The organism is Bacillus sp. JJ675, from assembly GCF_036963165.1.
GTDB lineage: Bacteria > Bacillota > Bacilli > Bacillales > Bacillaceae > Bacillus > Bacillus glycinifermentans.
Genome location: NZ_JBALMR010000009.1, coordinates 44,716 through 68,775 on the forward strand (window position 1 = coordinate 44,716; position 24,060 = coordinate 68,775).

A 24,060-nucleotide genomic window follows, 5' to 3' on the forward strand; every position below is an offset into this window, starting at 1 on the left:
TTATCGGAACAAAAGAAACGCCGGACGGTGCTCAAGAAAAAGCAGATAAAGCTTTGAGTGACGCAAAAGCTTACACGGATACCCATGCAAAAAACACATCCATCCACGTAACGCAGTCAGACAAAGACAAATGGAATGGTGCACAGCTATACAAAATAACTGGTGACAACGGAACCCGTACAAAATTGGCGGATGGAACGGACTTGACAACTTTACCCACTGGTTTTTATTATGCGTCAGGTACCCAAGTGAAAAACAATCCTGCACCAAATGATGCCTCTTGGTTTAATTATGATGTAGTTGAGACTGGAATGGGCAGAAGAACAATATTTGCATGGCGCAGTTATGATAATACTCTATGGCATGCAACTACTCACACGGATGGGATTTTTAAAGGCTGGAAAAGAGTTCTTACGGATGCCGATTTATCCCCGGCATGGAATAATGTCACGCTCATAAATGGGGCTACACAAGACACCGGTTATCCATTAAAATTTTCCGTCAATAATAACGTTCTATGGTTACGCGGCTCTTTTGGTTCAGTGCCGGCTCCGGGCACAGTAGTTGCGAAATTCGTAAACAAACCAACTCAGGTTATAGATTTTACGGCTCCGACGATCGGATCATATGGATCAGCACGTTTTGCATTTACAACCGACGGTGAACTAAGGTTTGACGGATTTGTTTATGTCAATGATGCAACGAAGGTTACAAGAGTGTCGATCAATGAACCAATCCCATTGTGGTAAAGCACTTCAAAGGTGCTTTTTATTTTTGCCTCAAAGGAGGTGAAAACGATGTGAGAACAGGAGGATTAAGGGACATGCAGCAAACAAATGAATTGGACGTCTTCAAGCAGGAAATCACAGAGCTGAAAGCTGATCACAAAACGCTCGAACAGCGCGTCATCACTTTGGAGAGAACGTCTGACCGACACGATCAGCAGATTATGTCCATCAATGAAAAACTCAACAAAATTGAAGAAAACACAACTTGGATTAAACGTAGCATTACCGGCGCTATCATAACGGCGGTTTGTACGCTGGTGATCTCCGGAATTGCGGCGCTTTTCATTAATTTTATTCAAAAATAAGGAGGAAAACACATTATGAAAAACTCTGACAAAGGCACGGTGGTCCGCACGGTGCTTCTTTTTATTGCATTGGTAAACCAAACTTTGATCATGTTCGGAAAGGCAACTTTACCGATCGATGAGGACCAGGTCAATACGCTGGCAGATGCTTTGTATTTGGCCGGATCAACCGCGTTTACTATCGTCACGGCTCTTGTTTCTTGGTATAAAAATAACTATGTGACAAGCAAGGGAAAGCTACAGAAAGAAGTTCTGAAACAAAAAGGGTTAACGAAATGAGGTTGCCGACCGGCAGCCTTTTTTATTTAAAACAAAATAGGAGTGATTCAAATGGTTAAGGTAGTCAAAAACTATGTGAAGGTCAACAAGTATACCCGGCCGGGGTTGAAATTGTCAGGAGTCAAAGGCATTGTCATGCACTATACGGCCACGCCGGGCGCTTCTGCATTGAATGAGAGGGATTACTTCAATGGCACATGTATAGCCATTAAACGCAAAGCTTCAGCGCATTACTTTGTTGACCGTAAGGAAGCGCAGCACATCATTCCAGAAAATGAAGTCGCATACCATGCACATGATCAAAACCGGTGCTATGTCAGCTTTTTAAAACCAAACGCCAACACAACGGCAATCGGCGTTGAAATGTGCGTCGAAAAAGACGGCAAGATTCACAGCGAAACCGTTCAAAATGCTGCTGAACTGGTTGCCGATCTGTGCAAGCGTTACGGCCTTTCTACAAACAAAATTGTCCGCCATTACGATGTGACAAACAAAAACTGTCCGGCGCCTTGGGTGAGCGATTCCAGCCAGCTCACAGCTTTTCGGAAAAAAGTCGACAGCCTACTTGGGAATAAAACCGTGTCAAACACGACGGCACCCACGAGCCAGTCGAGCAAATCAACAGGGACGACTATCCTTAAAAAAGGATCATCAGGATCAAGCGTAAAGGCGCTGCAAAAACGTTTGATTGCTGCGGGCTTCTCATTGCCGAAATACGGGGCGGATGGTTCTTACGGGAATGAAACGGTACAAGCTGTCAAATCCCTTCAAAAGAAAGCCGGGATTACGGCNNCAGCCATTGAAGCGAAAAAGAAAAAATCATCATCAAACGGCAAAAAATCATCCTACACGCTGCCGTCTGGTATCTATAAAGTTAAAAGCCCACTAATGAAGGGAACGGCCGTCCGGCAGATTCAGGAGGCGTTAGCTGCCCTCTATTTCTACCCGGACAAGGGTGCTAAAAATAACGGTATTGATGGCTATTACGGACCGAAGACGGCGAATGCGGTCAAACGGTTCCAGTTGATGCACGGTCTGTCTGCTGATGGTATTTACGGTCCTAAAACGAAGACGAAACTTGAAGCTCTGTTGAAGTGATGAAGAAATGCTGAAAAAAATCCAAGAAATTGATGAAAAAATAGTTGTTATTGAAGAGCGAACTAAAAAAATAGACAGCTTGCCAACAAAAAATGAAATGCAAAGTTGTATTTCTGAAACATTAAAAACACTTTTGAAAAAGCCCTGTCCTTAAACGGTTCCAGCTTATGCACGGGCTTTCTGCCGACGGTATTTACGGACCGAAGACAAAGGAAAAACTGGAATCTTTATTAAAATAACAAAAAGGGCAGGCATTATGCCTGCTCATTTTTTTCTATATCATTTTTAAGATATTCCAAATCTTTTTTATATCGTTGTATTGTTTCTTCGATAGCATCCTTTATTACCCTTGGATAACCCTTTTCATCCTCTTGCTCTTGTTCTTTTTTAAGCTCTTCTAAATCCTCAGTAAGTAGTTTGATAGCGTGTCTTTTTTGATCGTTGTTCATATGGTTGTAAATTTTTCTCATAAGAAATCATCCCTTTTTAACAAATTTCATGTAAAAATTAGATAATATAATATATAATACTATATAAGTAAGGAGGTGGTAAAATGAAGAAGTATATGTCAAACTTGCTCATTCTATCCTTAACAGTATTACTATTAGTATCAACTTTGTTACCGAGCGTAGCAAGTGCCGCAACTCCTAATAGTGAAAACGAGACTAAAGAAACACAGAGAACAAGCCTTCAAATTAAGACTGTGAAGAGTCTCGTAGCTGAAGAGAAAGCGAAGAGCGAAGAGCCGGCATTCCAAACCCAAGGTTTCAGAGGCTATCTGGTAAAACTGGCAGCCGAAGCAGTTTCTTATGGTATTAGACATGGTGGGGAAGCTGTAGGTTACATTTTAAAGCATGCTGATGCAAAAGCTGCAAAAGCATTTAGAAAGAACTCAGGTTACATAGCCGACAAGATCGAGGAAATTGCTAGTCTTCCAGATGTTACTGCGCTAACCATCAAGAAAAAGCTGTATAAAGCTTTGAAACCAAAAATCGGTGGAGGTTCAGCGGAAGTTATTGCGGATGGCGTTTATTATGCTATTAACATTTTCTTATTTTAAAGCAAACAAAAGCAGGCATAATGCCTGCTTCTTTATATACGAAAATATGTTCCCTTTCTATAGAAAAAGAAACATCTGTTTGGTATAATTGTCATAGGTAAAACACACCAATGAAGGGGGATACTATGAAAAAATCCGAACAAATATTAGAAGCTATAAACGAACTAACTAAAGAAAAAGGTTTCCCGCCCTCTGTTAGGGAAATAGGAGAAAGGGTTGGTTTAAAATCTTCAAGCACAACAAAAGGTCATCTTGACCGATTGCGTAAAAGGGGGCTTGTTGATTGGGAAGAAGGTAAGCCGAGAACATTGCATATTTTGCATAAAGAAAAAGCCACCATTTAACGATTGGTGGCATTGTTGTTTTTATTTAATGTGTAAAGCCTACTCTAATGAGAAGGATTTTTTTAGAGATCAATTTTTATTTCTTTTCCATAGACAATAGCGTCGTCCTTGCTGTTATCACGTTTTAAAACATCTTTGCCTTTTAATCTAATACTTTTTTCACCTTTATCAACAGGAACCCAAACCATATTGTCGTCCATTTTTGACTTTGCCATCATTTCAATTGAAGACGGGTTTGGAAGTCCCATATTTAAATTGAAATTTAAATCCACTTGCTGACCATCACTAGTTACAGCTGTCCGGAAGCCTCTCCATGTGATTTCATCATTTCCGGTGTTTTCAGTTTTATAAAGAATTTGAGCATATGTAAATTCCTTTGGATCACCACCAAAATTTTCTTTTAATTCTGCTTTAAAAGCATCAGAAAGATTTGTGACAGTAATCACTTTGGCATTGAGAAAATCCACCTTTAGATCACCAATGATCAGTTTTTTATTACTGATATCTTTCATAGCATTTAAGGTGACTGTCCCGGTATTAGGATCATATAAGCTGTCACCAACTTTATCTAATGTCTTTTTGCCGCTGTCTTCTTGAGTATTGTTATTGGAATTATCGTTTTCACTCTCTGTGGCTTTTGTATCTTTTTCTTGGTCTTTTGAATTTGTATTTGTTGAATTACTTCCACATGCTGAAAGAACAAAGCATAAAAGAAGAACAAAAAATAAAAACGCGAATTTTTTCATATAGAAAAAGTCCCCCTCTATATTTATAATGAACATTTACATTTTAAAACAAATGAGGGGGATTTTCTACATAGTTTTACTTGAACAACTTGCCCAATATTTTGCCGGTTGTTCTTCCAGCAGCACGGCGAGCTATACGCTTTCCGATAGTTCCGTTTTTCACTGCGTTGACATCCCCCAGAATCTTGGCTGACTTGTATAAAGCTGATCTGATTTTGTTAATACTCATTTTCCGTCATTCCTTTTTTGTATTTGTGGTTTTATTATAGCAAAGATTGTTCATCTTCTTGCCCACATTTTGCCCACAGTGGGGGAAATTTTCGCTTATTTTCACTTGTTTTTTATAGGGTAAAGACGGGCAATAAGAACACTTGAATCCCCTTGTACTATAAGGGATAAAAGGGGTTAGCAAGTGACTAAAGGGCAACCTCAACAGAAATGGGCGGTATGATGTAAGCCCGCACCGCGAAACCCCTTGAGAGATCAAGGGGTTTTTCCTGCATTCCGGGGTTTCCCGCCCGATGTTTCCGTTTGCAAAAATTGGCTTGGATAGAACTTGAAAAATAATTCATTCTACAATTAGATACAGTATTTGTAAAAAAGGAGGAAAACCGACATGACTGTCATCAATCAGGTCAAACAGGCGGTGGCCAGTCTGAAAAGTGCTCAGGCAAGCTTGGAAACCTTTTCATTGAACACCGATAACAAGGAAGCCAAAAAGCTTTATCAGCAAGCTGCTCAACAAACCCAGTCCATCGTTCAATCGCTCGAGCCGCGCGTTCAGCAAATCGAACAAGAGGAACCGCAATATAAACAACAGTAAGCATGAGAAGGTTGGTTTCGCCAACCTTTTCTCTGAAAGGAAGGTGATGCTGGTGAGGGGGTTCAATCATTACTTTCTTATCTGCGTTTTTTTACTTTTTAGCAGTACCGTCATCATTGGCTGTCAAGATCAAAATGCCGCAGAGGGCCAATCGGACGCGGTACGCAAGGTAAGTACGAAAGATGAGAAGACCGATCAATCTGTTGCAAATCAAGCAAAGAAACGGTTATTGCAAAAGGAAGAGGTTACAGAGGTCAGAGGAGCCAACAGCAAGAAGGATCTGGTTCTGGCCGTGCAGGTCGAACATATGGACCGCTTCCGGCTGAAGGACATCGAAAAAAAATCGAAAGAGCAGTTAAAAAAAGAATTTCCGGGCTACAGCATCGAAATCTCGACTGACCAAAAAATTTTTTGGGAATTGGACAAATTAGAAAAGCAGCTCCAGCACAAAAACGTGAGCAGCAAAAAACTGAACAAAAAGCTGAACAACATCAAACAATTGATGAAGGAAAAGCCTTAGAGAGAGGGTGGGGTCAAATGGCGGATCAAAAAAAGAAAAATCTGACGCCTGTCATGCAGGAATATCAACAATTCGCAAAAGAGCGTGAAGTCAAACGGCCTGTTTTGAAAAATTGCGCGCAAGCGTTTATAACGGGCGGAATCATTTGCTTAATCGGGCAAGCGATTCAAACGTTTTACATGTATTATTTTAATTTCACGACGCTGACTGCCGGCAATCCGACGGTTGCGACAATGATTTTCATATCGATGCTTTTAACGGGATTTGGGGTTTATGACCGGATTGCCCAGTTCGGGGGCGCAGGTTCGGCCGTTCCCGTAACCGGGTTTGGAAATGCCGTCATTTCCGCAGCGATTGAGCACCGGACCGAAGGATATGTGTTAGGCGTCGGCGGCAATATGTTCAAATTGGCCGGATCTGTCATTCTGTTCGGCGTGTTCTCCGCATTTGTGATCGCCACGATTAAAACAATCCTCATCACATGGGGGGGATTATAATGCTTGCGGGTCACCGTACTTGGATGTTTGAGAACAAACCGGTGATTGTTTCAACCGGAACGTCGGGAGGGCCATTCGAGGGAAACGGAAAAATTCCGGAAGACTTTGATGTGCTGCACAACGATATTTGGCTGAATGAAGATTCCTTCGAGAAAGCCCAGAAAGTTCTTTTGGAGGATGCATGCAAAGCGGCGGTCCAAAAGGCGAAGATCCAGCAGGAGAGGGTACAGTTTTTTCTCGGCGGTGATTTGATTAATCAAATCACGCCGACAAGTTTTGCGGCAAAAACGCTCGGGGCGCCGTATTTAGGCCTATTCGGAGCCTGCTCGACATCGATGGAAGGCCTGGCTTTGGGGGCGTTTATCGTCAATCATAAGGGGGCTGACTGTTTGCTGACGGGGGCTGTGAGTCACAATGCGGCGGTTGAGAAACAGTTCCGCTATCCGACGGAATACGGTTCGCAAAAACCGCCTACCTCACAGTGGACTGTGACAGGGGCGGGTGTGGCGCTGTTAAGGGATCAAGGAGACGGTCCTGTCGTCACATCGGCGACACTCGGCAGAGTGATCGATATGGGACTGACTGATCCGTTTAACATGGGCAGTGCAATGGCGCCTGCCGCGGTCGATACGATCGAAGCCCATTTAAAGGAGCGGAATGTTGACCCTTCTTATTATGATGTGATTGCGACAGGAGACCTCGGGCATATCGGCAGAGAAATCGCCCTGGATCTATTTAAAAAGCATGACACATCGATTACGGAAAAACAATTTCAGGATTGCGGATTGATGATTTACAGGGAAGGGCAGCCCGTTCTTGCCGGGGGAAGCGGCGCAGGGTGTTCAGCGGTTGTCACATACGGACATTTGCTGAACCGGATGAAAAAAGGCGAGATCAAACGCCTGCTGGCCGTAGCCACCGGAGCGCTGTTATCGCCGCTGTCATATCAGCAGAAAGAAACGATTCCGTGTATTGCCCATGCTGTTTCAATTGAGGTCGGAGGTGAAGGATAGGTGATCTTTTTTTGGGCATTTGTCGTCGGAGGTCTCATATGTGTCGTCGGCCAAATCATGTTCGATGTGTTTAAGCTGACGCCGGCCCATACGCTGTGTACGTTCGTTGTCATCGGAGCCTTGCTTGATGCGTTCGGGCTGTATGAGCCGTTTATTGAATTTGCAGGAGCCGGGGCGACCGTCCCGATCGTGAGCTTCGGAAATCAGCTGTTCCACGGGGCAATGGAAGAAGCGCAGCAATACGGTTTGATCGGCGTCATGACCGGAATGTTTAAAGTAACAAGCTCCGGAATTTCAGCTGCGATCATTTTCGGAATGATTGGAGCGCTTCTTTTTAAACCAAAAGGATAAGGAGGTGCCTGTCAAATGACGGTTGGAGCACAGGTCAAACAATGCCTTGCCAGCCTCAAAAGCGTTGAATCGGGTCTGTCGGCATTGGCGCTGAAATCACAGGATGAAGAAACGAAACGCCTTTTTCATGAAACAATGATGGCAACAGACGAAGTGATCGCAGATTTGAAAAAACGGGTTGGTGAGCTTGAACGAGAGGAATATCAATATAAAGGCTTCTGACTGAAAATTTTTGTACAGATTGGAGGGATCGCACGTGCCTGAGTGGTTAGATGTCGTCATCCGTTCTTTTATCTTTATGCTCGCTCTGTTTGCCATCACAAAGATGCTTGGGAAACGGCAGCTGGCAGAGCTTTCGTTTTTTGAATATATTGCGGGAATTACGATCGGGGGCATTACTTCCGAGGTTGTCATGGGTCTTGAGAACAGCATCATAAACGCTTTAATTGCCATTTTCATTTTTTCGGCAATCCCTTTCCTGGTCGAGCTTCTTTCTTTAAAAAGCAAGAAATTCCGCGACTTTTTTGAAGGAACGGGAACGGTTTTTATTAAAAACGGAAAGGTGATGGAAGACAATTTAAAAAAAGAAAAATACTCGACAGACGAGCTGCTGGAGCTTTTAAGAAAGAAGGATGTCTTTAATGTTGCCGATGTCGAGTTCGCTATCCTGGAGCAAACCGGCGATTTAAACGTGCTGTTAAAAAAAGAGCACAGACCGGTTACCGTCAAGGATCTACAGCTTCCATACCAGGCGGAAAAAGAGCCGCAGACCGTGATCACAGACGGACAAATTTTGGACGAGCCGCTGTCGATTGCCGGATTGAACAGGCGCTGGCTGCAGGAGGAACTTGAAAAGCTGGGCGTCACAATAGAAAATGTGTACCTCGGACAAGTTGATTCAAACGGACAGTTGACGGTCGATCTGTACGATGACCAATTACAAATTCCGTCACCGCAGGAAAAGCCTTTATTATTGGCAACGATTAAAAAATGCCAAGCCGACCTTGAACTGTTTGCTCTGGCGACGGACTCAAAGCCGGCAAAATCGATGTATGCCAAAAACGCAAATAAACTGAAAGACTTGATACAAAAGCTAGAGCCTGTTTTACATAAATAACAGGTAAAAGGATTTCCTCTTTTAGTGAGACGGGCTTTGCTTGATGACATCAACACTATTATTTTGAGGCGAATTCACCAATAGCGATACTTCGTAAGCCTCCATTTCATTTGAGCTGTAGGGTTGCAGCAGGCTTTTTAAACGTTCAGCATCCTGTTGACGGGGATTAAGCCATTCCTTTTCATGATCACGGGTAAGAATAACAGGCATCCGGTCGTGAATATCAGCCATGAAAGCATTTGGTGTTGTCGTAATAATGGTGCATGTATAAACAGGTTCGCCGCCGGGGGATTTCCACTTTTCCCACAGCCCTGCAAACGAAAAAAGGTCATCTGATTTCAGCTTGATCCTCATGGGCTGTTTTCGTTTGGAATCAATGCGTTTCCATTCGTAGAAGCCGTCAGCCGGAATGATGCATCTTCTGCTGATAAGAGGCTTCCGGAAGGCCGGTTTCTCGGATAATGTTTCAGCCCGGGCGTTGATCATCTTATAGCCGATTTTTTCATCTTTGGACCAAGGCGGGATGAGCCCCCACCGCAAATAGCCCAGCCGATGGATTGTACCGTCATTGATGACGGCCAGGATTTCTTGGGAGGGGGCGATGTTGTAGCTGGGCCTGTATTCTTCTTCCGGAATCGTTTGACCGATGTCAAAACGGTTGATGATTGTTTCATAATCAGAAAACAGTGTGAATCTGCCGCACATATCGATCACCTATAAAGTGTTTTCACTTATTGTATAATAATGGAATTTTAAAATCAAAGCATGTGATAAATTTCGATCAGGTTCTTTTCCGGATCCCGCAAATGGGCAATGCGCACCCGCCACTCCTTGCGATCGTGCGGTTCAGTCACAAATTCGATGCCGTTGTTTTTGAAACGGTTGTACGCCTTATCGACATCTTCGACTTCAAATTGAAGGAGGAATTTTGCTTGAGATTCTCCTTCCCCGCAGACAACCTCAGCCATCGCTTTTCGCGATAAAAGCTCGAGTTTCGTTTCCCCATTATTGAAAAGGGCATACTCCATTCCTTCCTCATAAAAGCTTACGGGGAGCCCAAATATATCCTTGTAAAACGCGGCAGTTTTTTTAAAATCGTCCACCAATAGCCTGATTTGCAACAGTTTCAATTCAATCGCCTCCTATTGATGTAAACGATACAAAAAGAAACTTGACAGCATTGTGTCAAGTTTCTTGTCAGTTATTTAATTCGCTGTGTTTTTTCGAATACAGGAAATAGACGATAATACCGACTGCGATCCAAATGACAAACGCTGTCCATGTGACGCGCGGCAGGCTGATGGCCAAGTAAAGGCATAAGCCGGCGCTGAGAAGCGGTACGAATGGGACGAGCGGCACCCTGAAAGCTGCTTTAATATTCGGATGTTTTTTGCGAAGCACGATTACGGCAATCGAAATGATCGTGAATGCTGCAAGCGTCCCCATGTTGACAAGGTGAGCGAGTGTTCCAAGGTCGATAAAACCCGCAATTCCGGCTGCGATGAAGCCTGTCAGCCATGTATTTTGGAACGGCGTTTTGAACTTTGGATGCACTTTTGCAAATGTTTTTGGCAGCAGTCCGTCCCTGCTCATTGAAAACGTTAAACGAACCTGTGCGTACAGAAGGGCAAGCATAACGGTCGTAATCCCAATAATGGCCCCGACTGAAATAATTCCGGCAAGGCTGTTTTGGTTGACATAATGAAGCGCAAATGACACCGGGTCAGCGACATTCAGTTTTGTGTAAGGCACCATTCCCGTCAGCACGAGTGTAACTGCGATGTAAAGCACCGTACAAACCGCCAGCGCCCCGATGATTCCGATCGGCATCGCCTTTTGCGGATTTTTAACTTCCTCTGATGCGTTTGAGACAGCGTCAAATCCGATATAAGCAAAGAAAACCGTCGCAGCGCTCGTAATGACGCCCTGAATGCCGAACGGCATAAACGGCGACCAGTTCTCCGGTTTGACATAGCCGACTCCGGCGATGATAAATAATAAAATAATGGCAATTTTCAGCAAAACAATCACATTGTTAAATCGCGTGCTTTCCTTTACGCCTCTTCCGACAATCGCCGTAATGATCAGAATAATTGCAGCCGCCGGCAGGTTGAAGACGCCGCCTGATGCACTTCCCGGAGCGGCAGTCAATACAGCGGGAATGTGCAGGTTGAATCCGGCAAGCAAAGACTGAAAGTAAGAAGACCAGCCTGTTGCAACCGCAGACAGCGCAATAACGTATTCAAGCATTAAATCCCAGCCGATCAAAAAGGCGAGAAACTCTCCGAGCGTTGCATAAGAATACGTATATACACTTCCTGATACCGGTATGGAAGACGAAAATTCAGCGTAGCAAAATGCTGCAAGCGCACAAGCGATAGCCGCTAATATAAACGACAGAATAAGGGCGGGCCCTGCAGTTGTTGCGGCGACCGTTCCGGTAATGACGAAGATCCCGGTCCCGATGACACAGCCGATTCCCAATAAGACTAAATCAAAAGCGCTTAAAGAACGGGCCAGGCTTTTCGTTGCGCTTTGCTCCATTAATTTGTCGAACGATTTTTTTCTAAATAATGAACCCATAAGTTCCTCCTGATAATAAGCGAAATATTCAAACAATTATTTATGTCGACCTTTGTATTATATTGTCGAAAAGGAAAATAATCAACAAGAAAATTTTGCCCTTTAAAAGGTTGAAGCATAAAAGCGGCAAACTGCCGCTGAATTGTCACATTTTCCTTCAGTATAGCCGCTGGCGCAAAACAAAATAAGCCGGCAAATTGGACCTTTTAGGTCTAACTTGCCAGCTTGATAAAAATGCTTTTTTATTTAATAGTAAACGTAAATTACAGAGGAGGTTGATTTTTTCAAATTTGTTGGAGGAATAACGCCTAGAATCATACTCAAAAAAAAAAAATACCCCATAATTTGTAAATTGATATAACAAAAAAGGATAATTGCCTGATAGAATCTTACTTGCTTAGGATTTTAGGATTCTTTGCTTAAGGCTGCTCTTGCTGCTGGAAGTTTCCTTGCCGGAAAGCGTTCACTTGTTCAGGTTTCCTTTCTGGAAAGCGTTCACGTTGCTCAGGTTCCCTTGCTGGAAAGTGTTCACATTGCTTGGGATTCCTTTCTGGAAAGTGTTCACGTTGCTCAGGATTCCTTTCTGGAAAGTGTTCACATTGCTTGGGATTCCTTGTTGAAACGCGTTCGCGCTGCTGAGGTTCCCCTGCTGGAACACATTCATGTTAGCACCTGCACCGACCGAGGGTTGAGACGGAACATATCTTATACCGTTAAACATTTGTCTCCACAGGTGGTCATTGGTTACCCATATTTCTTTATCGGGAAGTTCAACCGCGCATACTCTTTGTAATGGCCAATTTTGTTCGACGAGTCCATTTACTTTAGTATGATTGATTAGCAAAACGCTGAAATCGTTTTTGACTAAATCTGATAATACGGCTTCAAGCTCCTGGGCTTCTTTGAACGTTCCGCTCGTTCTGACAAACAGGATTCGATCAGCTGTCTCCATTTTGTCTAGAAATCTGTTAATCCTTCTTTTGAATTTGGCCTTTACTTCCGGGTAAGTGACGAGATCCTCCATTGTGTTTTTGTCTGCTTTAAAATCGTGGGCAGAGTCGACACAGTAATAATCATCTCTTACTAAGATGTACCGGTCAGGAGTATCGACTCCTGTCGAGTATCCTGTTACTCTGAGATTATGAGGCTCCAAAAAGTGAGAGAAACGATCTTTTAACATCCTTGTGAGGTCTGACAAATAAGGGGTTCCGACCCAATCTAAAGGACCGGCAAACGGCCTTAAATTATTTTTTCTCAGCTGAAGCCCTGTTAAACAAAGATGCCCCAAACCGAAAATAGCATTATAGTTTCCTTTGATTTGATTTAAATTCATACATCAATGCTCCTTTTTGTGAAATGTCCTGCTGGTTGATACTAGTATTCTATGTTTATATGATAGTTGAGCAACGACTCGTACCTACATTCATTCAGCGTAATAGGAAAAATAGTTAAAACACCTGCTGGTCTCTTATTTTCGGAAAATGGTCACAGAAAAATTTGATCGTCAGCGATAAACAAAAGGAGCCTCTGTGCTCCTTTTCCCGGATAAAGCCGACAGGAATTTCCGTCCGTTTGTCGAATAAGGAATCGGAACAACGGACAAAAGGAGAAGAGACAATGGATGCAAGAATTGTGGAGCTTACCCATGGGGCAGAAGAATATATAAAAGAAATCGCGGAGCTTTGGAGCGACAATGCAGCAGAAACCGCGGGTTGTGAATTGAATGAGGAAGAGAAGACAGCGGTTCAAGAACAAATCAAACAATATATGCAATCCAAATACGGTGCGGTATTCGCAGCGACGAATGAAAAACACCAGGCCGTTGGATACGCCATTGCTTCGCTGAAGCAAGATTTAGTCAGCAATACGCTGTACGGCCAAATCGATGAAATCTATGTGGCGCCGGAGTACCGAAGACAGAAAATGGCCGGAAAAATTGCGGCTGAATTGCTGAATTGGCTTGAGCGGAAGGATGTTTCATTTGTTCAAGTTTATGTTGACACAGATAATGAATCAGCTTTGGCATTTTGGGAAGAAATGGGCTTGGAAAGGGAGTTTTTTGTTCTCTCTAAGCATTAATTTTTTCACATACGACACCCCTGTAGGGTATTGTAACATAATGTACAAAAAAACGGCTGCTCTCTTATGATAATATAGAGGATATGAGACATAATGGAGATGATGAAATATGACTTGGCTTTTTGTGACGATGCTTATTCTCATGAGCCTTGTTAAACTAGTATTGACGTGCCTTCCATCCGGCGTCGTCGAATGGATTTCCGCCAAATTTGAAGTGCATTCAAAACTAAGCGGCGAAAATGCCGACGTAACGATCGGCGGAAAACGCCTCGAGGGCCAAGATAAAAAAGAAGTGATTCAGCATTTTAACGAAGCTATATTTATGGAGAAGTATTATATATACCCGGGGGACGAGCATTTATATTTACATCCTAAGGACAGCGGAACGCCTGTAGTCATCGACACGAAAAAAGGCAAAAAAGATGTAAGGCTGTGGATATTTGCCTACAATGACCGCGTCGATGTCGTCAAACAATACAAGAAGAAAGTCGTCGCGTACTGCCTGCAGTCTGATATTCTTCAAAAGAGGGCGGCTGGGGAACCTTCAAGCGTGTCTGGATAAAGCAGGACTTTTTAAAGCCTTTTTAAACAAAAAGGCTTTTTTCTTTTGTCTGTCAGGTGTTCTTTAATCAATCTGCATATAAAAAGAAAAACCCGAAGAATCGGGTTTAAAAATTGACTTTTACAGTAGTACCATCGTGGTACTTTATAGGTTCATCATCGTTAAATACATCTTTTAGTTTAATGTTGATATATTTTAAATCATCAGCATCGGAATCAAGGTACGGTACCACGATGTACCCTTCTTTTGCCACTTTTCCGTAGAAAGAACCAACACCGTTTTTATCCGGATTTTGAATCATATCCTCAGAGGAGACTTCAATTTGTTTTTTTGTATTGGTTGTAATTGCGTCTATGCCGTTAAACATAACGTTTTTATCCGATGTGTTTTCGGTATTATATGATATTTGAATCGTCAAAAACTTGTCGGTTTTGATGCCTTTTTGTTTCAAGAAATTCTTCCCGCTTTCTTGAAGATTGGATCTTTCAATAACTTTAACTTCATCAATTTTCATCTTTATCGGATCTAAGTCGAAGGTTTTGTTCACTTTTGCAATCTTTTTTAATGTCACTTTTGTTCCGTTGTCCTCTTTACTCCATTGCCCTATTTTTTCTAAAGGGCCATCTGTTTTCAATGAATCTTCACTGCTACTTTCTGTTTTGGCTGCGCTTTTTTGAGTTTTAGATGTTGATGTTTCGCTATTGCCGCAAGCAGCTAAAAGCATTGAGACGGTTAGTAACGCGATAAAAAAAGTAAAATATTTTTTCATTTTCTAAGCCCCTTAATCATCTTTTTATCTATATAAATCTTTAGGCTGTTTCTAATCGAATGCCTAAAAGGATCATCGTCCTGACGTCTCCCTTTTTCATTACAAATTTTCCATAATTACTATATCGACAAGATGAAGGATTCATTTAATATTTTCTCTTGAAATTTTCAAAACAACTGAGCATAAATACCTGTAAAAAAATCAGATGTGAATGAACAGATTTTTCGGCGATTATAGCGGTTGTTTTCCTTTTGGTTTTTACTGAGCGGCAATGGAAGAATAAATATGAAAAATTTCTTGTCGGTTATAACAATAATTGAAATAGGCTTTTTCAATAAATTATTTTGTTGACTGCCCGGTCAGCAAGAGTTGCAATTTTTACTAACCAATTGGCCGATTAATGGAAAAGGACTGAGTGATGTGCCTTTACAGCTTTATGATAAAGAGCAAATATTTGATGCCTGTTTAGCGGTTTTTGCCCGCCGCGGCTATTCAAAGACTTCGACGGGGATGCTTGCGGAAGCGGCCGGCGTCTCAAAGGCGCTGATTTTTCATCATTTCAAAAGCAAGAAAGATTTGTATCTCTCTTTGCTGGATTACTGTATTGATAAAGTGAAAACATACCTGTCAATCGATGACCTGTTACAATGCGGCGACTTTTTTGAAGCGAAAGAAAAGGCCAGCTTGGCGAAGATTGAGTTTTTCAAGAAGCATCCGGACGCTTATAAATTGACAATGGAGACGTTTCGCACGCCTCCTTCAGAGCTGAAGGAGGAAATTGCTGAAATGTATGGGGAACAATTTGCGATCAGAGACCGGCTGTGGAGAGAATTGTTTGCAAAGGTGCCTTTAAGGGAAGGGGTGGATCGCGAGGAAGCCTTCGAATTGATTATGCTGGCTAACGAACATTTTGAGCGGAAATTTTTGTCGGAAATAGCGGAAGACCGCGAGTTTGATGAGGACTATAACAGACGGCTCCTTGATGAGAGAAACCGCTTTTTGAACATGATTCGTTTTGGCATTGAACGATAAAAGGGGGATGCCTTATGAAAACGTATGTATTGGGCTTTCATGAGATTGATAAAGGGGATTTGCCTCTTGTCGGGGGAAAGGGCTTGAATCTCGGGGAATTATCAAAGATCGAAGGCGTCCGCGTACCCGCCGGCTTTTGTGTTACGACCGACGCTTATCAATCGATGGTCGGACAAAACGAGAAAATGAGCGAGCTGCTTGACAGGTTGTGCCAAGTAAAATTGAAAGATAAGGAGCAGATCGCAAAACTCAGCCAGGAGATACGCGATGAAATCGAAAACGTGAAGATCGACCGAGAGATCGAAGAAGCAATCAGGCTCTGTCACTCAAATCTTGGGGAGAATGAAGCATACGCCGTCCGTTCGAGCGCTACGGCTGAGGATTTGCCGAATGCTTCTTTTGCGGGACAGCAGGACAGCTATTTGAACATTATCGGGATAGAAGCGATTTTGCAGCATGTCACGAGATGCTGGGCATCCCTGTTTACAGAGCGGGCTGTGACTTACCGGATCCAACACCGCTTTGACCATCGCAAAGTCCAATTATCCGTCGTCATCCAGCAGATGGTTTTTCCTGAGGCGTCAGGAATTTTATTTACCGCTGATCCGGCCACATCCAACCGGAACGTGCTGTCCATCGATGCAAGCTTCGGCTTGGGGGAGGCGCTTGTTTCCGGACTTGTAACCGCAGACAACTATAAGGTTCGCGGAGGAAGGATCGCTGACAAAACGGTTTCTGCCAAAAAAACGGGGGTTTATGCAGTGAAGGGCGGAGGTACGGAAGAACGGGGGATTGAAGACGAACGGCAAAACGTACAGGCGCTGGCTGATGAGCAGATCGTGCAGCTTGAGAGCATCGGCAGAATGATCGAGACCCATTTCGACTCGCCGCAGGATATCGAATGGTGTCTTGCTGATGATCTGTTTTATGTCGTGCAGAGCCGCCCGATTACAACATTGTTTCCGATTCCGGAAAAAAGCGACGGACGACTTCGCGTCTATGTGTCGGTAGGCCACCAGCAGATGATGACAGAACCGATCAATCCGCTCGGGATATCGCTTTTCAGCATGCTTTCGGAATACGAATTGAGCCACGCCGGCGGGAGGCTGTTTATCGATTTATCGCATGATTTGGCGTCAGCAGCCGGACGGAAAATCGTCCTCGCTGCGTTGGGCAAAAACGATCCGCTGATGCACAATGCGCTTACAAATGTAATCAAAAGAAAGGAGCTTGTGAAATCACTTCCAAAAGGCAAACGGATGTTCAAATTCGGCGCTGAAGGATTTTCCTGGTCACTGCCGGCTGACATGGTCAAGGTGTACCGGAAAAACGACATAGGGATCGCCAAGCGGCTTATTTCCAAAGCCGAGGCGTCCATAAAAACCGCTGAGCGGAACTTGCAGCATGTCTCCGGAGATGAGCTGTTTGAAGCCTTGTTGGAGGATCAAAAAGAGCTCAAGAACGTTCTCCATGATAAAGAGAGCATGGCCGTTATTATGGTCGGGATTTTTGCGGCGTATTGGATCAATAAAAAAATGGAGAAATGGCTCGGAGAAAAGAGCGCGGCCGACGCGCTTTCGCAATCAGTGCCGAACAATATCACGTCAGAGATGGGGCTGGCGCTGCTTGATGTAGCAGATGCGGTCAGACAATATCCTGAAGTGCTTGACTATTTGAAACACCCGAACGATGCCGCCTTTTTTGAAGATCTCGAAAAGCTGGAGGGGGGAGCTGACGCCAGTGCAGCTTTCCGGGAGTTTCTTGATCAATACGGCATGCGCTGCACGGGTGAGATCGACATTACGAAAACGCGGTGGAGCGAACGGCCGTCCGCGCTCATTCCATTGATTGAAAGCAATATCAAACATTTCGAGCCGGGGGCGCGAACGGCCAAGTTTGAACAAGGAAAACTCAAGGCCGACCAAAAGGAGAAAGACTTGTTAAGCCGTTTGGAAAAGTTAAAAGGAGGCAGACAAAAAGCGAAAAAAACAAAGAAAATGATCAGTGTTTTGCGCAATTACATCGGCTATCGCGAATATCCAAAGTATGCACTGATCAAACGCTTCTTTATTTATAAAAAAGCTTTGCTGAAAGAAGCTGCCGTTTTGGAGAAAAAGAAGCTCATCAAAGCGAAGGAGGATGTCTATTATTTATCCTTTGACGAATTCCGGAACGCCGTTCGAACGGGGAGCCTCGATTACCGGATCATTGAAGAGCGAAAGGCCGCATACCAACACTATGAGAAACTGACGCCTCCGCGGTTGATGACATCCGAAGGGGAAGTCATTTTCGGCGAATACAACAGCGGACATCTTCCGGAAGGAGCCTTGGCGGGCATCCCGGTTTCCGCAGGCGTTATCGAAGGAAGGGCGCGGGTCGTGTTAAAAATGGAGGAAGCCGATATAGAGGAGGGGGATATCCTCGTAACGGCGTTTACGGATCCGAGCTGGACGCCGTTGTTTGTATCTGTAAAAGGCTTGGTGACTGAGGTCGGCGGGCTCATGACCCACGGCGCTGTCATCGCGCGGGAATACGGGCTCCCGGCCGTCGTCGGGGTTGAGCATGGGACGAAAGAAATTAAAGACGGCCAGAGGATCAGGATTAATGGTTCTGAAGGGTATGTTAAAATTTTGGAATGATTTGAAGTTGAAACGACTGCAGCTCAGGATTCTTTTCGAAAAACCTGAGCGTTTTTTTATTCCCCAGGCAATTTAGGCGCCGCCCAATTATGCGAAGACAATCACCCAATAAGGGGGAGGATAAGTATAATATTGAAAAAAATACAGATGAGGAGCGGAGAATGTTGTATGTTTACCAGCCTTTACAGGCGTATCCGCGGCAATATTATAATCCTTACTCGTATCCTGGCGCTTTTCCCGGAGGATCACCATATACCTCCTATGGCCCCTCTTCTCTTTTTAACTCTCCGTGTTTCAGAGAGTGTATAAGAAGCGGAGCCGATCATTATTTCTGCTGCTATATATGCGGTTTCTGTTAAGCCGGAGAAGCAGGGTTCTCTTTTCAGTCATCACATTCCAGCAATTCTTTAAGAACGACGGCATGGTTGTGGAGCTCGTCCTTGGCGCCGTAAAGCAAAACAACGCGCTCATTTTTCATCATGTCTCTTAATTCCTTTAACTTCGCCTGTTTTTCATCGTCCTGTCTGATTTCTTCTTGATAGGCTTCTTTAAACTGTTCAAATTTCTCCGGATCATGTTGAAACCATTTTCTTAATGAAGGGCTTGGGGCGATTTCTTTCATCCATTCGTCAAGACGGGCATCTTCTTTGGAAATTCCGCGCGGCCAGACGCGGTCAATTAAAATTCTGCGGCCTTCCAACCGGGGATGTTCGTTATAAATCCGCTGCAAAACGATCGGCATTTGCTCCATCTCCTTTTATTGGCTTTAGCCGAAACAACCGGCATGATAAAGGGCTTCTCACGCTGATGCCCGAGGAAGCCCTTTGGCTTTTATTCGATCGAGCTTTTTTGGGCGCTGTACATTTCCGCTACACTTTCATCAATTTCATCCCTCGACATCTGCCGCGCTTTTTCGGCTCTGCCGTAGCCGATTTCGAGCCTTCCTTCTTTCAGCCCTTTGAAAATGGCATCGGCAAAATCATCGACCGGGGCTCCGAAGTCGTGCAGGCCGACTCCGCCCAGATCCGTATTGACCGCCGGAGGAGCTACTTCAATAACCTGAACGGCGGTTTCGGAAAGCTGGTGCCTTAAGCTCATCGTAAAGGAGTGAAGAGCGGCCTTTGTCGACGAGTATATCGGCGCGATCGCCATCGGCGTAAAGGCGAGCCCTGACGTGACATTGATAATCGCGGCGTCTGTTTTCTTTCCGGCGAAATATGGAGCAAACAGCATGGCAAGGTGGAGCGGGGCCTCCAAATTGACGGCGATTTCTTTACTGTAGCGGGCCCAGTTGTCTTTTGCATCGGTTTTTAATATGTGGTAGCGCTGCTGGATTCCTGCGTTATTCACAAGTACGTTGACCTGGGGATGATGTTCAGTTACCCATTCAAACAGCGCAATGCGTTCAGCCTCAACCGTTACATCGCATACACGCGTAATAATGTCCGGAAATTTTCGCTTTGCTTCTTCAAGCTTCTTTTCGCGTCTTCCGCATATAATGACCGTATTTCCGGCACGAACGAAGCGTTCGGCAAAAGCGAGTCCGATTCCTGAGGCTCCGCCTGTGATCAGTATTGTATTTCCCGACAGTTCCATTCAAATCCCTCATTTCTTTTAAATGCTTCTCCTGTATACTATGATGATCGAAATATTCGCAGACTGCAAGTCTTGGCATAGACGGGGGGAAACGCTTCCATTATTATTGAATCATGAAGGGAGTGGAATGAAATGTCAAACATCACAGTGGAAACCTGTTATGGATCGTTGAAAGGAACCGTACAAAACGGTGTCCGCATATGGAAGGGCATCCCTTATGCGAAGCCTCCTGTCGGTGAATGGAGATTTAAAGCCCCGCAGGAAGTTGATCCATGGGAGGGCGTCAGGGATGCAACTGAATTCGGCCCCATCTGCCCCCAGCCCGAAGGTTTATTGTTCCAGTCACTGGAGAAGGTGGAGAAGTCTGAGGACTGCCTTTACTTAAATGTGTTTGCGCCAAACTCGCCCGGCGGGAACCGGCCGGTGATGGTATGGATTCACGGCGGCGCGTTTTATCTCGGTGCAGGCAGCGAGCCGTTGTATGACGGATCACACCTTGCATCTCATGGCGATGTCATTGTAGTGACGATCAATTACCGTCTCGGTCCGTTTGGATTTTTGCACCTTTCTTCTGTCAATGAATCCTACAGCGATAATCTCGGTCTCCTTGACCAAATAGCCGCGCTGAAATGGGTGAAGGAAAACATTTCTTTCTTCGGAGGAAATCCCGAGAATGTAACCGTTTTTGGGGAATCGGCCGGCGCGATGAGCATTGCTTCCCTCATGGCGATGCCGGGAGCAAAAGGCTTGTTCCAAAAAGCGATCATGCAAAGCGGTGCTTCCGAAACCATTCCAAAGGAAAGAGCAAACCTTGCGGCAGATGCGTTTCTAAACATACTAAACATCGATCCGGACCATTCCGAACGGCTTCATGACGTAACTGCCAAAGAGCTTCTTGACGCAACGGATGAGCTTCGCGATGTAATGGAAGAAAATATTTTTCAATTGNNGTATCAGCCGTTGCACAAGGAGCAGCGGACGGCATCAAGTTGTTAATCGGGACAAACCGGGATGAAGGCGTGTTGTTTTTCACGCCGGAGTCAGAGATATTGCCCGGGCAAAAAAAGGTTGAGATTCTGAGAGAACATGTAGGCGACGAATTGGCGAAATCTGTTGCCGAATGGTATCCGGAATCATTGGAAGGCCAAATCAACATGATGACAGACATCTTTTTTTGGCGTCCTGCCGTTTTGTTTGCCGCCGGGCAGTCGGCGCATTCGCCTGTATGGATGTACCGGTTTGACTGGCATTCCGATCATCCGCCGTTCCACAAAGCGGCACACGGATTGGACATCCCTTTTGTATTCGGCAACATTGATTTCCTCGAAATGATCACGAATACGAAAGCAAGCGAAGAAACAAAACAGCTTTCGCAACATATGCAAGCTACATGGCTGTCATTTGCACATACGGGAAGTCCGTGTACTGAAGCCGCAAACTGGCCGAACTACAATGAAGAAACGCGAAAAACGCTTATTTTCAATACATCCATTTCAATAGAAGAAGATCCCGATGCCGAGAAAAGAAAAAAGTTGATGGCATGATGCCAACCTCCCTCTCGGTGAGGGAGGTTCTCGATCATCCGCTTTGCTGATACCGTTCATGTTGAATTTGCTCCAAAGATTTTCCGCGCGTCTCCGGAGCCATGAGAAGGCCGATGATCATATGAATGGCGAGAAATACGATCATCACGCTTCCGGCCGTTTTAAAGCCGAGTGCGGTGATCATAGCCGGAACGACTAATGAAATCAAGCCGACGCCGATTCGTACGATAAAGAACATAAAGCCTTGGGCCATCGCTCTGTATTTCGTATGAAACAGCTCCGCCGCCCATAATCCGTAAAAGGCCTGCGCGCCAAAGCCGGCGGCAACTCCCCAGAGGCTGACGAACGATAAAAGCTCCGCCATTCTCATGTTCCCGAAGGTGAGAATGATCCATGCAGCCGTCCCCATTGCTGCACCGATGCCGAACAATCGCTTTCTGTTCGCTTTATCCCCTAAACGAATAAAGACAACATATGTGGCTGCTACCGTCAATATCCATAAAAACGCTTGCAGCAAATTGGCCTGGGCAGCCGTTAAGCCGCCGACCGTTTCATAAATATAAGGCATAAAATAGCCCATTGTGCCGGCGACAAGGTTCCAGAAAGCATAAATACCGATCAACAGAACCATTGCATGAAGGTTTGCTTTATTCGTAAACAGCTCTTTAATAGACGCCTTTTCATCCATTCCTTTCGCTTTGTCCTTCTGTTTTTGTTCTTCCCAGATGGCAGATTCATGAATTTGCTGCTGCAAAATCCACGTTATGATTGCGACGACGAATAATTGGGCAAAAATCAGCCGGCTCCCCAATAAGCCGAGCGGCGCCAATGCAACGGACAATAGCAGGGTGACGGCGGGGCCGATTGACCATGCGAACTGCCCCCAGCCGACGCGCGCGGCCCGCTCATGATCGGGAGCTTCCTCGGCGATATACGTCCAGGCCGCAGGTATGGCCGCTCCCACCGCAATCCCCGTTACGATGTAGCCCGTTAACAGCATAGGAAAGTTAAACGATGCCGCAATCAATAAAACCCCCAGCATATAGACGAGGAGATTATATTTATATACGAATTTGCGTCCGTACCGATCGACTAAATAACCCCCGATCAAGGCGCCGATTGCAGCTCCAAACCCATTTGTGCTTAAGGCGCCGAGAAGCCCGACCTTCGCGTCGTTCAACCCCAGGTATTCGACCCATAAAGACAGACCGCCTGCCCCGGCGACAATTGACCCGGCTTCCAGATAATTGGACATCGCAACCGTTATCGTAGATTTTAAACTGCCATTCTTTCTACCTCCCATATTTCTTCCCCTTTCAAAGCTGTTGTCTTTTTAGGCGGCAGAAGACAAACGAATATTGTAAACGCTTACTTTTTTCCGCGCATGAGCGCGCCTGCAATTCAGATCACCCCCTCTCCCAAATTTTATTTCTAACATAACCTTATTCTTAAAACGGAAATAAATCAACATAAAATTTTGAATTTTTGTTTGTGTTATTTTGTTTTTGTTTGTTTTGGGCTTGTAAACAAAGAATAGCAGGAAAGCAATATTTTAAGTAAAAATGGAACTTTTCCATGGGAGGAATCAGCATCTTGACTTGCTTTTTAAAAATATCCTGAAAAGCGGCGGGATGGACGTTTTATTGATTACTGCCATGCGTATTGATTGCATGATTAATTAGCCATCCGTATCCTAAAGATAAGATCATAGCAACAATAAGAACTAAATCGGCACGTGCCGCAGTACATAAAACGGCCCGGGTCTGAAAAGAAAATATGGAGGAAAAACAAAATGGAACTAGGCATCAGCACCTTTGTAGAAACAACCCCGGACATAAAGACGGGAAAAGTGAAAAGCCATGCAGAGCGGCTGCGCGAGGTCGTTGAGGAGATCGTTCTTGCCGATCAGGTCGGGCTGGATGTATTCGGCGTGGGAGAGCATCACCGCGAAGATTATGCGGCTTCTTCTCCCGCTGTCGTGTTGGCTGCGGCGGCCCGCGAGACGAAGAGGATCAGGCTGACAAGCGCGGTTACAGTGCTTTCATCAGATGATCCCGTACGCGTCTTCCAGGATTTTGCCACGCTCGACGGGCTTTCAAACGGACGGGCGGAAATCATGGCCGGCAGGGGATCTTTCATCGAATCGTTCCCCCTGTTCGGCTATGATTTAGATGATTATGATGAGCTGTTTGAAGAGAAGCTTGATTTGCTCTTAAAGCTGCAAAAGTCGGAGAGGGTAACGTGGAGCGGCAAGCATCGTCCGGCCATTCAAAATTTGGGGGTATATCCGCGGCCTGTCCAGGACCCGCTGCCTG

General features: G+C 44.7%; 27 protein-coding genes and 5 pseudogenes. 22 read left to right on the forward strand and 10 right to left on the reverse strand.

Annotated features, from left to right (window positions below; all coding sequences use genetic code 11):
- Positions 1-11 precede the first annotated feature (11 nt).
- From V7126_RS24025 to V7126_RS02570, 7 genes and pseudogenes are all read left to right on the forward strand, one after another.
- Positions 12-96, forward strand: a pseudogene (locus tag V7126_RS24025) (hypothetical protein); the annotation flags it as partial.
- 727 nt (positions 97-823) lie between these two features.
- Positions 824-1,093: a hemolysin XhlA family protein gene (locus V7126_RS02545; protein WP_335496512.1), complete on the forward strand. Its 270-nt coding sequence runs from the start codon at positions 824-826 to the stop codon at positions 1,091-1,093.
- A gap of 15 nt (positions 1,094-1,108) precedes the next feature.
- Positions 1,109-1,372, forward strand: a complete 264-nt coding sequence (locus V7126_RS02550) for a phage holin (protein WP_335496514.1) — start codon at positions 1,109-1,111, stop codon at positions 1,370-1,372.
- A gap of 135 nt (positions 1,373-1,507) precedes the next feature.
- Positions 1,508-2,101, forward strand: a pseudogene (locus V7126_RS02555) (peptidoglycan recognition protein family protein); the annotation flags it as partial.
- 114 nt (positions 2,102-2,215) lie between these two features.
- Positions 2,216-2,470: pseudogene (locus V7126_RS02560) on the forward strand (peptidoglycan-binding domain-containing protein); the annotation flags it as partial.
- A gap of 7 nt (positions 2,471-2,477) precedes the next feature.
- The gene (locus V7126_RS02565) at positions 2,478-2,624 is read left to right on the forward strand and encodes a hypothetical protein (RefSeq protein ID WP_153915857.1); all 147 of its coding nucleotides are present in this window, start codon (positions 2,478-2,480) and stop codon (positions 2,622-2,624) included.
- A pseudogene (locus V7126_RS02570) lies at positions 2,620-2,709 on the forward strand (peptidoglycan-binding domain-containing protein); the annotation flags it as partial. The gene V7126_RS02565 and the pseudogene V7126_RS02570, both read left to right, overlap by 5 nt.
- A gap of 15 nt (positions 2,710-2,724) precedes the next feature.
- Here the strand turns inward: V7126_RS02570 and V7126_RS02575 are convergent.
- The gene (locus tag V7126_RS02575; RefSeq protein WP_335496532.1) at positions 2,725-2,940 is read right to left on the reverse strand and encodes a hypothetical protein; all 216 of its coding nucleotides are present in this window, start codon (positions 2,938-2,940) and stop codon (positions 2,725-2,727) included.
- An 83-nt stretch (positions 2,941-3,023) separates the two neighbouring features.
- Here V7126_RS02575 and V7126_RS02580 point away from each other — a divergent pair, with 83 nt between their 5' ends.
- Both V7126_RS02580 and V7126_RS02585 read left to right on the forward strand, forming a co-directional pair.
- Positions 3,024-3,530 (forward strand): hypothetical protein, encoded by a 507-nt coding sequence (locus V7126_RS02580; protein WP_335496534.1) that lies wholly within the window; start codon positions 3,024-3,026, stop codon positions 3,528-3,530.
- Between the two features lie 125 nt (positions 3,531-3,655).
- Complete coding sequence (locus V7126_RS02585) at positions 3,656-3,874, forward strand: transcriptional regulator (protein WP_335496537.1); 219 nt, start codon at positions 3,656-3,658, stop codon at positions 3,872-3,874.
- A gap of 62 nt (positions 3,875-3,936) precedes the next feature.
- Here V7126_RS02585 and V7126_RS02590 read toward each other — a convergent pair whose 3' ends face one another.
- A complete protein-coding gene (locus V7126_RS02590; RefSeq protein WP_106071043.1) occupies positions 3,937-4,620 on the reverse strand; it encodes a hypothetical protein in 684 nt (227 codons plus the stop codon).
- 616 nt (positions 4,621-5,236) lie between these two features.
- Between V7126_RS02590 and V7126_RS02595 the strand changes: the two genes are divergently transcribed.
- The 7 genes from V7126_RS02595 (at position 5,237) to V7126_RS02625 (ending at position 8,941) form a co-directional block, all read left to right on the forward strand.
- Positions 5,237-5,443, forward strand: coding sequence for a DUF1657 domain-containing protein (locus V7126_RS02595; protein WP_046132023.1), 207 nt, complete (start codon positions 5,237-5,239; stop codon positions 5,441-5,443).
- Complete coding sequence (locus V7126_RS02600; protein WP_335496634.1) at positions 5,430-5,963, forward strand: YhcN/YlaJ family sporulation lipoprotein; 534 nt, start codon at positions 5,430-5,432, stop codon at positions 5,961-5,963. Before V7126_RS02595 ends, V7126_RS02600 begins: the two co-directional genes overlap by 14 nt.
- Before the next feature lie 17 nt (positions 5,964-5,980).
- Positions 5,981-6,460 (forward strand): stage V sporulation protein AC, encoded by a 480-nt coding sequence (gene spoVAC, locus V7126_RS02605; protein ID WP_046132022.1) that lies wholly within the window; start codon positions 5,981-5,983, stop codon positions 6,458-6,460.
- The gene (spoVAD, locus tag V7126_RS02610; RefSeq protein ID WP_046132021.1) at positions 6,460-7,473 is read left to right on the forward strand and encodes a stage V sporulation protein AD; all 1,014 of its coding nucleotides are present in this window, start codon (positions 6,460-6,462) and stop codon (positions 7,471-7,473) included. The genes spoVAC and spoVAD overlap by 1 nt, the downstream gene beginning before the upstream one ends.
- Complete coding sequence (spoVAE, locus tag V7126_RS02615; RefSeq protein ID WP_335496545.1) at positions 7,474-7,824, forward strand: stage V sporulation protein AE; 351 nt, start codon at positions 7,474-7,476, stop codon at positions 7,822-7,824. It begins immediately after the preceding gene.
- Positions 7,825-7,839: 15 nt separating this feature from the next.
- Positions 7,840-8,046, forward strand: a complete 207-nt coding sequence (locus V7126_RS02620) for a DUF1657 domain-containing protein (protein ID WP_335496548.1) — start codon at positions 7,840-7,842, stop codon at positions 8,044-8,046.
- A 76-nt stretch (positions 8,047-8,122) separates the two neighbouring features.
- Complete coding sequence (locus V7126_RS02625; RefSeq protein WP_046132139.1) at positions 8,123-8,941, forward strand: DUF421 domain-containing protein; 819 nt, start codon at positions 8,123-8,125, stop codon at positions 8,939-8,941.
- Between the two features lie 21 nt (positions 8,942-8,962).
- On the opposite strand, the gene V7126_RS02630 is transcribed toward V7126_RS02625, so the two are convergent.
- The 4 genes from V7126_RS02630 to V7126_RS02645 form a co-directional block, all read right to left on the reverse strand.
- Positions 8,963-9,646 carry an SOS response-associated peptidase gene (locus tag V7126_RS02630; RefSeq protein ID WP_046132018.1) on the reverse strand — a complete coding sequence of 228 codons (684 nt, stop codon included), beginning with the start codon at positions 9,644-9,646 and terminating at the stop codon, positions 8,963-8,965.
- Between the two features lie 53 nt (positions 9,647-9,699).
- A complete protein-coding gene (locus tag V7126_RS02635; protein ID WP_046132017.1) occupies positions 9,700-10,071 on the reverse strand; it encodes a VOC family protein in 372 nt (123 codons plus the stop codon).
- Between the two features lie 67 nt (positions 10,072-10,138).
- On the reverse strand, positions 10,139-11,524 hold the full coding sequence (locus tag V7126_RS02640) for an amino acid permease (protein ID WP_046132016.1): 1,386 nt from the start codon (positions 11,522-11,524) through the stop codon (positions 10,139-10,141).
- Between the two features lie 463 nt (positions 11,525-11,987).
- Positions 11,988-12,857 (reverse strand): DUF1796 family putative cysteine peptidase, encoded by an 870-nt coding sequence (locus V7126_RS02645; RefSeq protein WP_335496552.1) that lies wholly within the window; start codon positions 12,855-12,857, stop codon positions 11,988-11,990.
- Positions 12,858-13,141: 284 nt separating this feature from the next.
- Here V7126_RS02645 and V7126_RS02650 point away from each other — a divergent pair, with 284 nt between their 5' ends.
- Positions 13,142-13,603 carry a GNAT family N-acetyltransferase gene (locus tag V7126_RS02650; protein ID WP_046132137.1) on the forward strand — a complete coding sequence of 154 codons (462 nt, stop codon included), beginning with the start codon at positions 13,142-13,144 and terminating at the stop codon, positions 13,601-13,603.
- A gap of 109 nt (positions 13,604-13,712) precedes the next feature.
- Positions 13,713-14,165: a YfmQ family protein gene (locus V7126_RS02655; RefSeq protein ID WP_046132015.1), complete on the forward strand. Its 453-nt coding sequence runs from the start codon at positions 13,713-13,715 to the stop codon at positions 14,163-14,165.
- A gap of 106 nt (positions 14,166-14,271) precedes the next feature.
- On the opposite strand, the gene V7126_RS02660 is transcribed toward V7126_RS02655, so the two are convergent.
- Positions 14,272-14,934 carry a hypothetical protein gene (locus V7126_RS02660; RefSeq protein ID WP_046132014.1) on the reverse strand — a complete coding sequence of 221 codons (663 nt, stop codon included), beginning with the start codon at positions 14,932-14,934 and terminating at the stop codon, positions 14,272-14,274.
- A gap of 420 nt (positions 14,935-15,354) precedes the next feature.
- Between V7126_RS02660 and V7126_RS02665 the strand changes: the two genes are divergently transcribed.
- Both V7126_RS02665 and ppsA read left to right on the forward strand, forming a co-directional pair.
- Complete coding sequence (locus tag V7126_RS02665) at positions 15,355-15,966, forward strand: TetR/AcrR family transcriptional regulator (RefSeq protein ID WP_046132013.1); 612 nt, start codon at positions 15,355-15,357, stop codon at positions 15,964-15,966.
- Positions 15,967-15,980: 14 nt separating this feature from the next.
- Positions 15,981-18,605 carry a phosphoenolpyruvate synthase gene (gene ppsA, locus V7126_RS02670; RefSeq protein ID WP_335496557.1) on the forward strand — a complete coding sequence of 875 codons (2,625 nt, stop codon included), beginning with the start codon at positions 15,981-15,983 and terminating at the stop codon, positions 18,603-18,605.
- Positions 18,606-18,987: 382 nt separating this feature from the next.
- Here the strand turns inward: ppsA and V7126_RS02675 are convergent, their stop codons facing one another.
- Together V7126_RS02675 and V7126_RS02680 are read right to left on the reverse strand one after the other, a co-directional pair.
- Positions 18,988-19,347: a DUF488 domain-containing protein gene (locus V7126_RS02675; RefSeq protein ID WP_046132011.1), complete on the reverse strand. Its 360-nt coding sequence runs from the start codon at positions 19,345-19,347 to the stop codon at positions 18,988-18,990.
- Between the two features lie 89 nt (positions 19,348-19,436).
- Positions 19,437-20,201 (reverse strand): SDR family oxidoreductase, encoded by a 765-nt coding sequence (locus V7126_RS02680; protein ID WP_046132010.1) that lies wholly within the window; start codon positions 20,199-20,201, stop codon positions 19,437-19,439.
- Between the two features lie 132 nt (positions 20,202-20,333).
- Between V7126_RS02680 and V7126_RS02685 the strand changes: the two are divergent.
- A pseudogene (locus V7126_RS02685) lies at positions 20,334-21,745 on the forward strand (carboxylesterase/lipase family protein).
- 34 nt (positions 21,746-21,779) lie between these two features.
- On the opposite strand, the gene V7126_RS02690 reads toward V7126_RS02685, so the two are convergent.
- A complete protein-coding gene (locus tag V7126_RS02690; RefSeq protein ID WP_175075853.1) occupies positions 21,780-23,048 on the reverse strand; it encodes an MFS transporter in 1,269 nt (422 codons plus the stop codon).
- Positions 23,049-23,537: 489 nt separating this feature from the next.
- Here V7126_RS02690 and V7126_RS02695 point away from each other — a divergent pair.
- Positions 23,538-24,060 (forward strand): LLM class flavin-dependent oxidoreductase (locus V7126_RS02695; RefSeq protein WP_335496561.1); only part of this gene is annotated, 523 nt, incomplete at its 3' end.

What these genes read in the sequence shown, in the direction of transcription:
- V7126_RS02595 (WP_046132023.1), top strand. Translation starts at nt 5,237, where the DNA reads ATGACTGTCATCAATCAGGTCAAACAGGCGGTGGCCAGTCTGAAAAGT.
- V7126_RS02545 (WP_335496512.1), top strand. Translation starts at nt 824, where the DNA reads ATGCAGCAAACAAATGAATTGGACGTCTTCAAGCAGGAAATCACAGAG.
- V7126_RS02625 (WP_046132139.1), top strand. Translation starts at nt 8,123, where the DNA reads ATGCTCGCTCTGTTTGCCATCACAAAGATGCTTGGGAAACGGCAGCTG.
- V7126_RS02680 (WP_046132010.1), bottom strand. Translation starts at nt 20,201, where the DNA reads ATGGAACTGTCGGGAAATACAATACTGATCACAGGCGGAGCCTCAGGA.
- V7126_RS02575 (WP_335496532.1), bottom strand. Translation starts at nt 2,940, where the DNA reads ATGAGAAAAATTTACAACCATATGAACAACGATCAAAAAAGACACGCT.
- V7126_RS02640 (WP_046132016.1), bottom strand. Translation starts at nt 11,524, where the DNA reads ATGGGTTCATTATTTAGAAAAAAATCGTTCGACAAATTAATGGAGCAA.
- V7126_RS02650 (WP_046132137.1), top strand. Translation starts at nt 13,142, where the DNA reads ATGGATGCAAGAATTGTGGAGCTTACCCATGGGGCAGAAGAATATATA.
- spoVAC (WP_046132022.1), top strand. Translation starts at nt 5,981, where the DNA reads ATGGCGGATCAAAAAAAGAAAAATCTGACGCCTGTCATGCAGGAATAT.
- V7126_RS02630 (WP_046132018.1), bottom strand. Translation starts at nt 9,646, where the DNA reads ATGTGCGGCAGATTCACACTGTTTTCTGATTATGAAACAATCATCAAC.
- V7126_RS02660 (WP_046132014.1), bottom strand. Translation starts at nt 14,934, where the DNA reads ATGAAAAAATATTTTACTTTTTTTATCGCGTTACTAACCGTCTCAATG.
- V7126_RS02590 (WP_106071043.1), bottom strand. Translation starts at nt 4,620, where the DNA reads ATGAAAAAATTCGCGTTTTTATTTTTTGTTCTTCTTTTATGCTTTGTT.
- V7126_RS02645 (WP_335496552.1), bottom strand. Translation starts at nt 12,857, where the DNA reads ATGAATTTAAATCAAATCAAAGGAAACTATAATGCTATTTTCGGTTTG.
- V7126_RS02550 (WP_335496514.1), top strand. Translation starts at nt 1,109, where the DNA reads ATGAAAAACTCTGACAAAGGCACGGTGGTCCGCACGGTGCTTCTTTTT.
- V7126_RS02580 (WP_335496534.1), top strand. Translation starts at nt 3,024, where the DNA reads ATGAAGAAGTATATGTCAAACTTGCTCATTCTATCCTTAACAGTATTA.
- spoVAD (WP_046132021.1), top strand. Translation starts at nt 6,460, where the DNA reads ATGCTTGCGGGTCACCGTACTTGGATGTTTGAGAACAAACCGGTGATT.
- V7126_RS02585 (WP_335496537.1), top strand. Translation starts at nt 3,656, where the DNA reads ATGAAAAAATCCGAACAAATATTAGAAGCTATAAACGAACTAACTAAA.
- V7126_RS02620 (WP_335496548.1), top strand. Translation starts at nt 7,840, where the DNA reads ATGACGGTTGGAGCACAGGTCAAACAATGCCTTGCCAGCCTCAAAAGC.
- V7126_RS02565 (WP_153915857.1), top strand. Translation starts at nt 2,478, where the DNA reads ATGCTGAAAAAAATCCAAGAAATTGATGAAAAAATAGTTGTTATTGAA.
- V7126_RS02675 (WP_046132011.1), bottom strand. Translation starts at nt 19,347, where the DNA reads ATGCCGATCGTTTTGCAGCGGATTTATAACGAACATCCCCGGTTGGAA.
- V7126_RS02690 (WP_175075853.1), bottom strand. Translation starts at nt 23,048, where the DNA reads ATGGGAGGTAGAAAGAATGGCAGTTTAAAATCTACGATAACGGTTGCG.
- V7126_RS02655 (WP_046132015.1), top strand. Translation starts at nt 13,713, where the DNA reads ATGACTTGGCTTTTTGTGACGATGCTTATTCTCATGAGCCTTGTTAAA.
- ppsA (WP_335496557.1), top strand. Translation starts at nt 15,981, where the DNA reads ATGAAAACGTATGTATTGGGCTTTCATGAGATTGATAAAGGGGATTTG.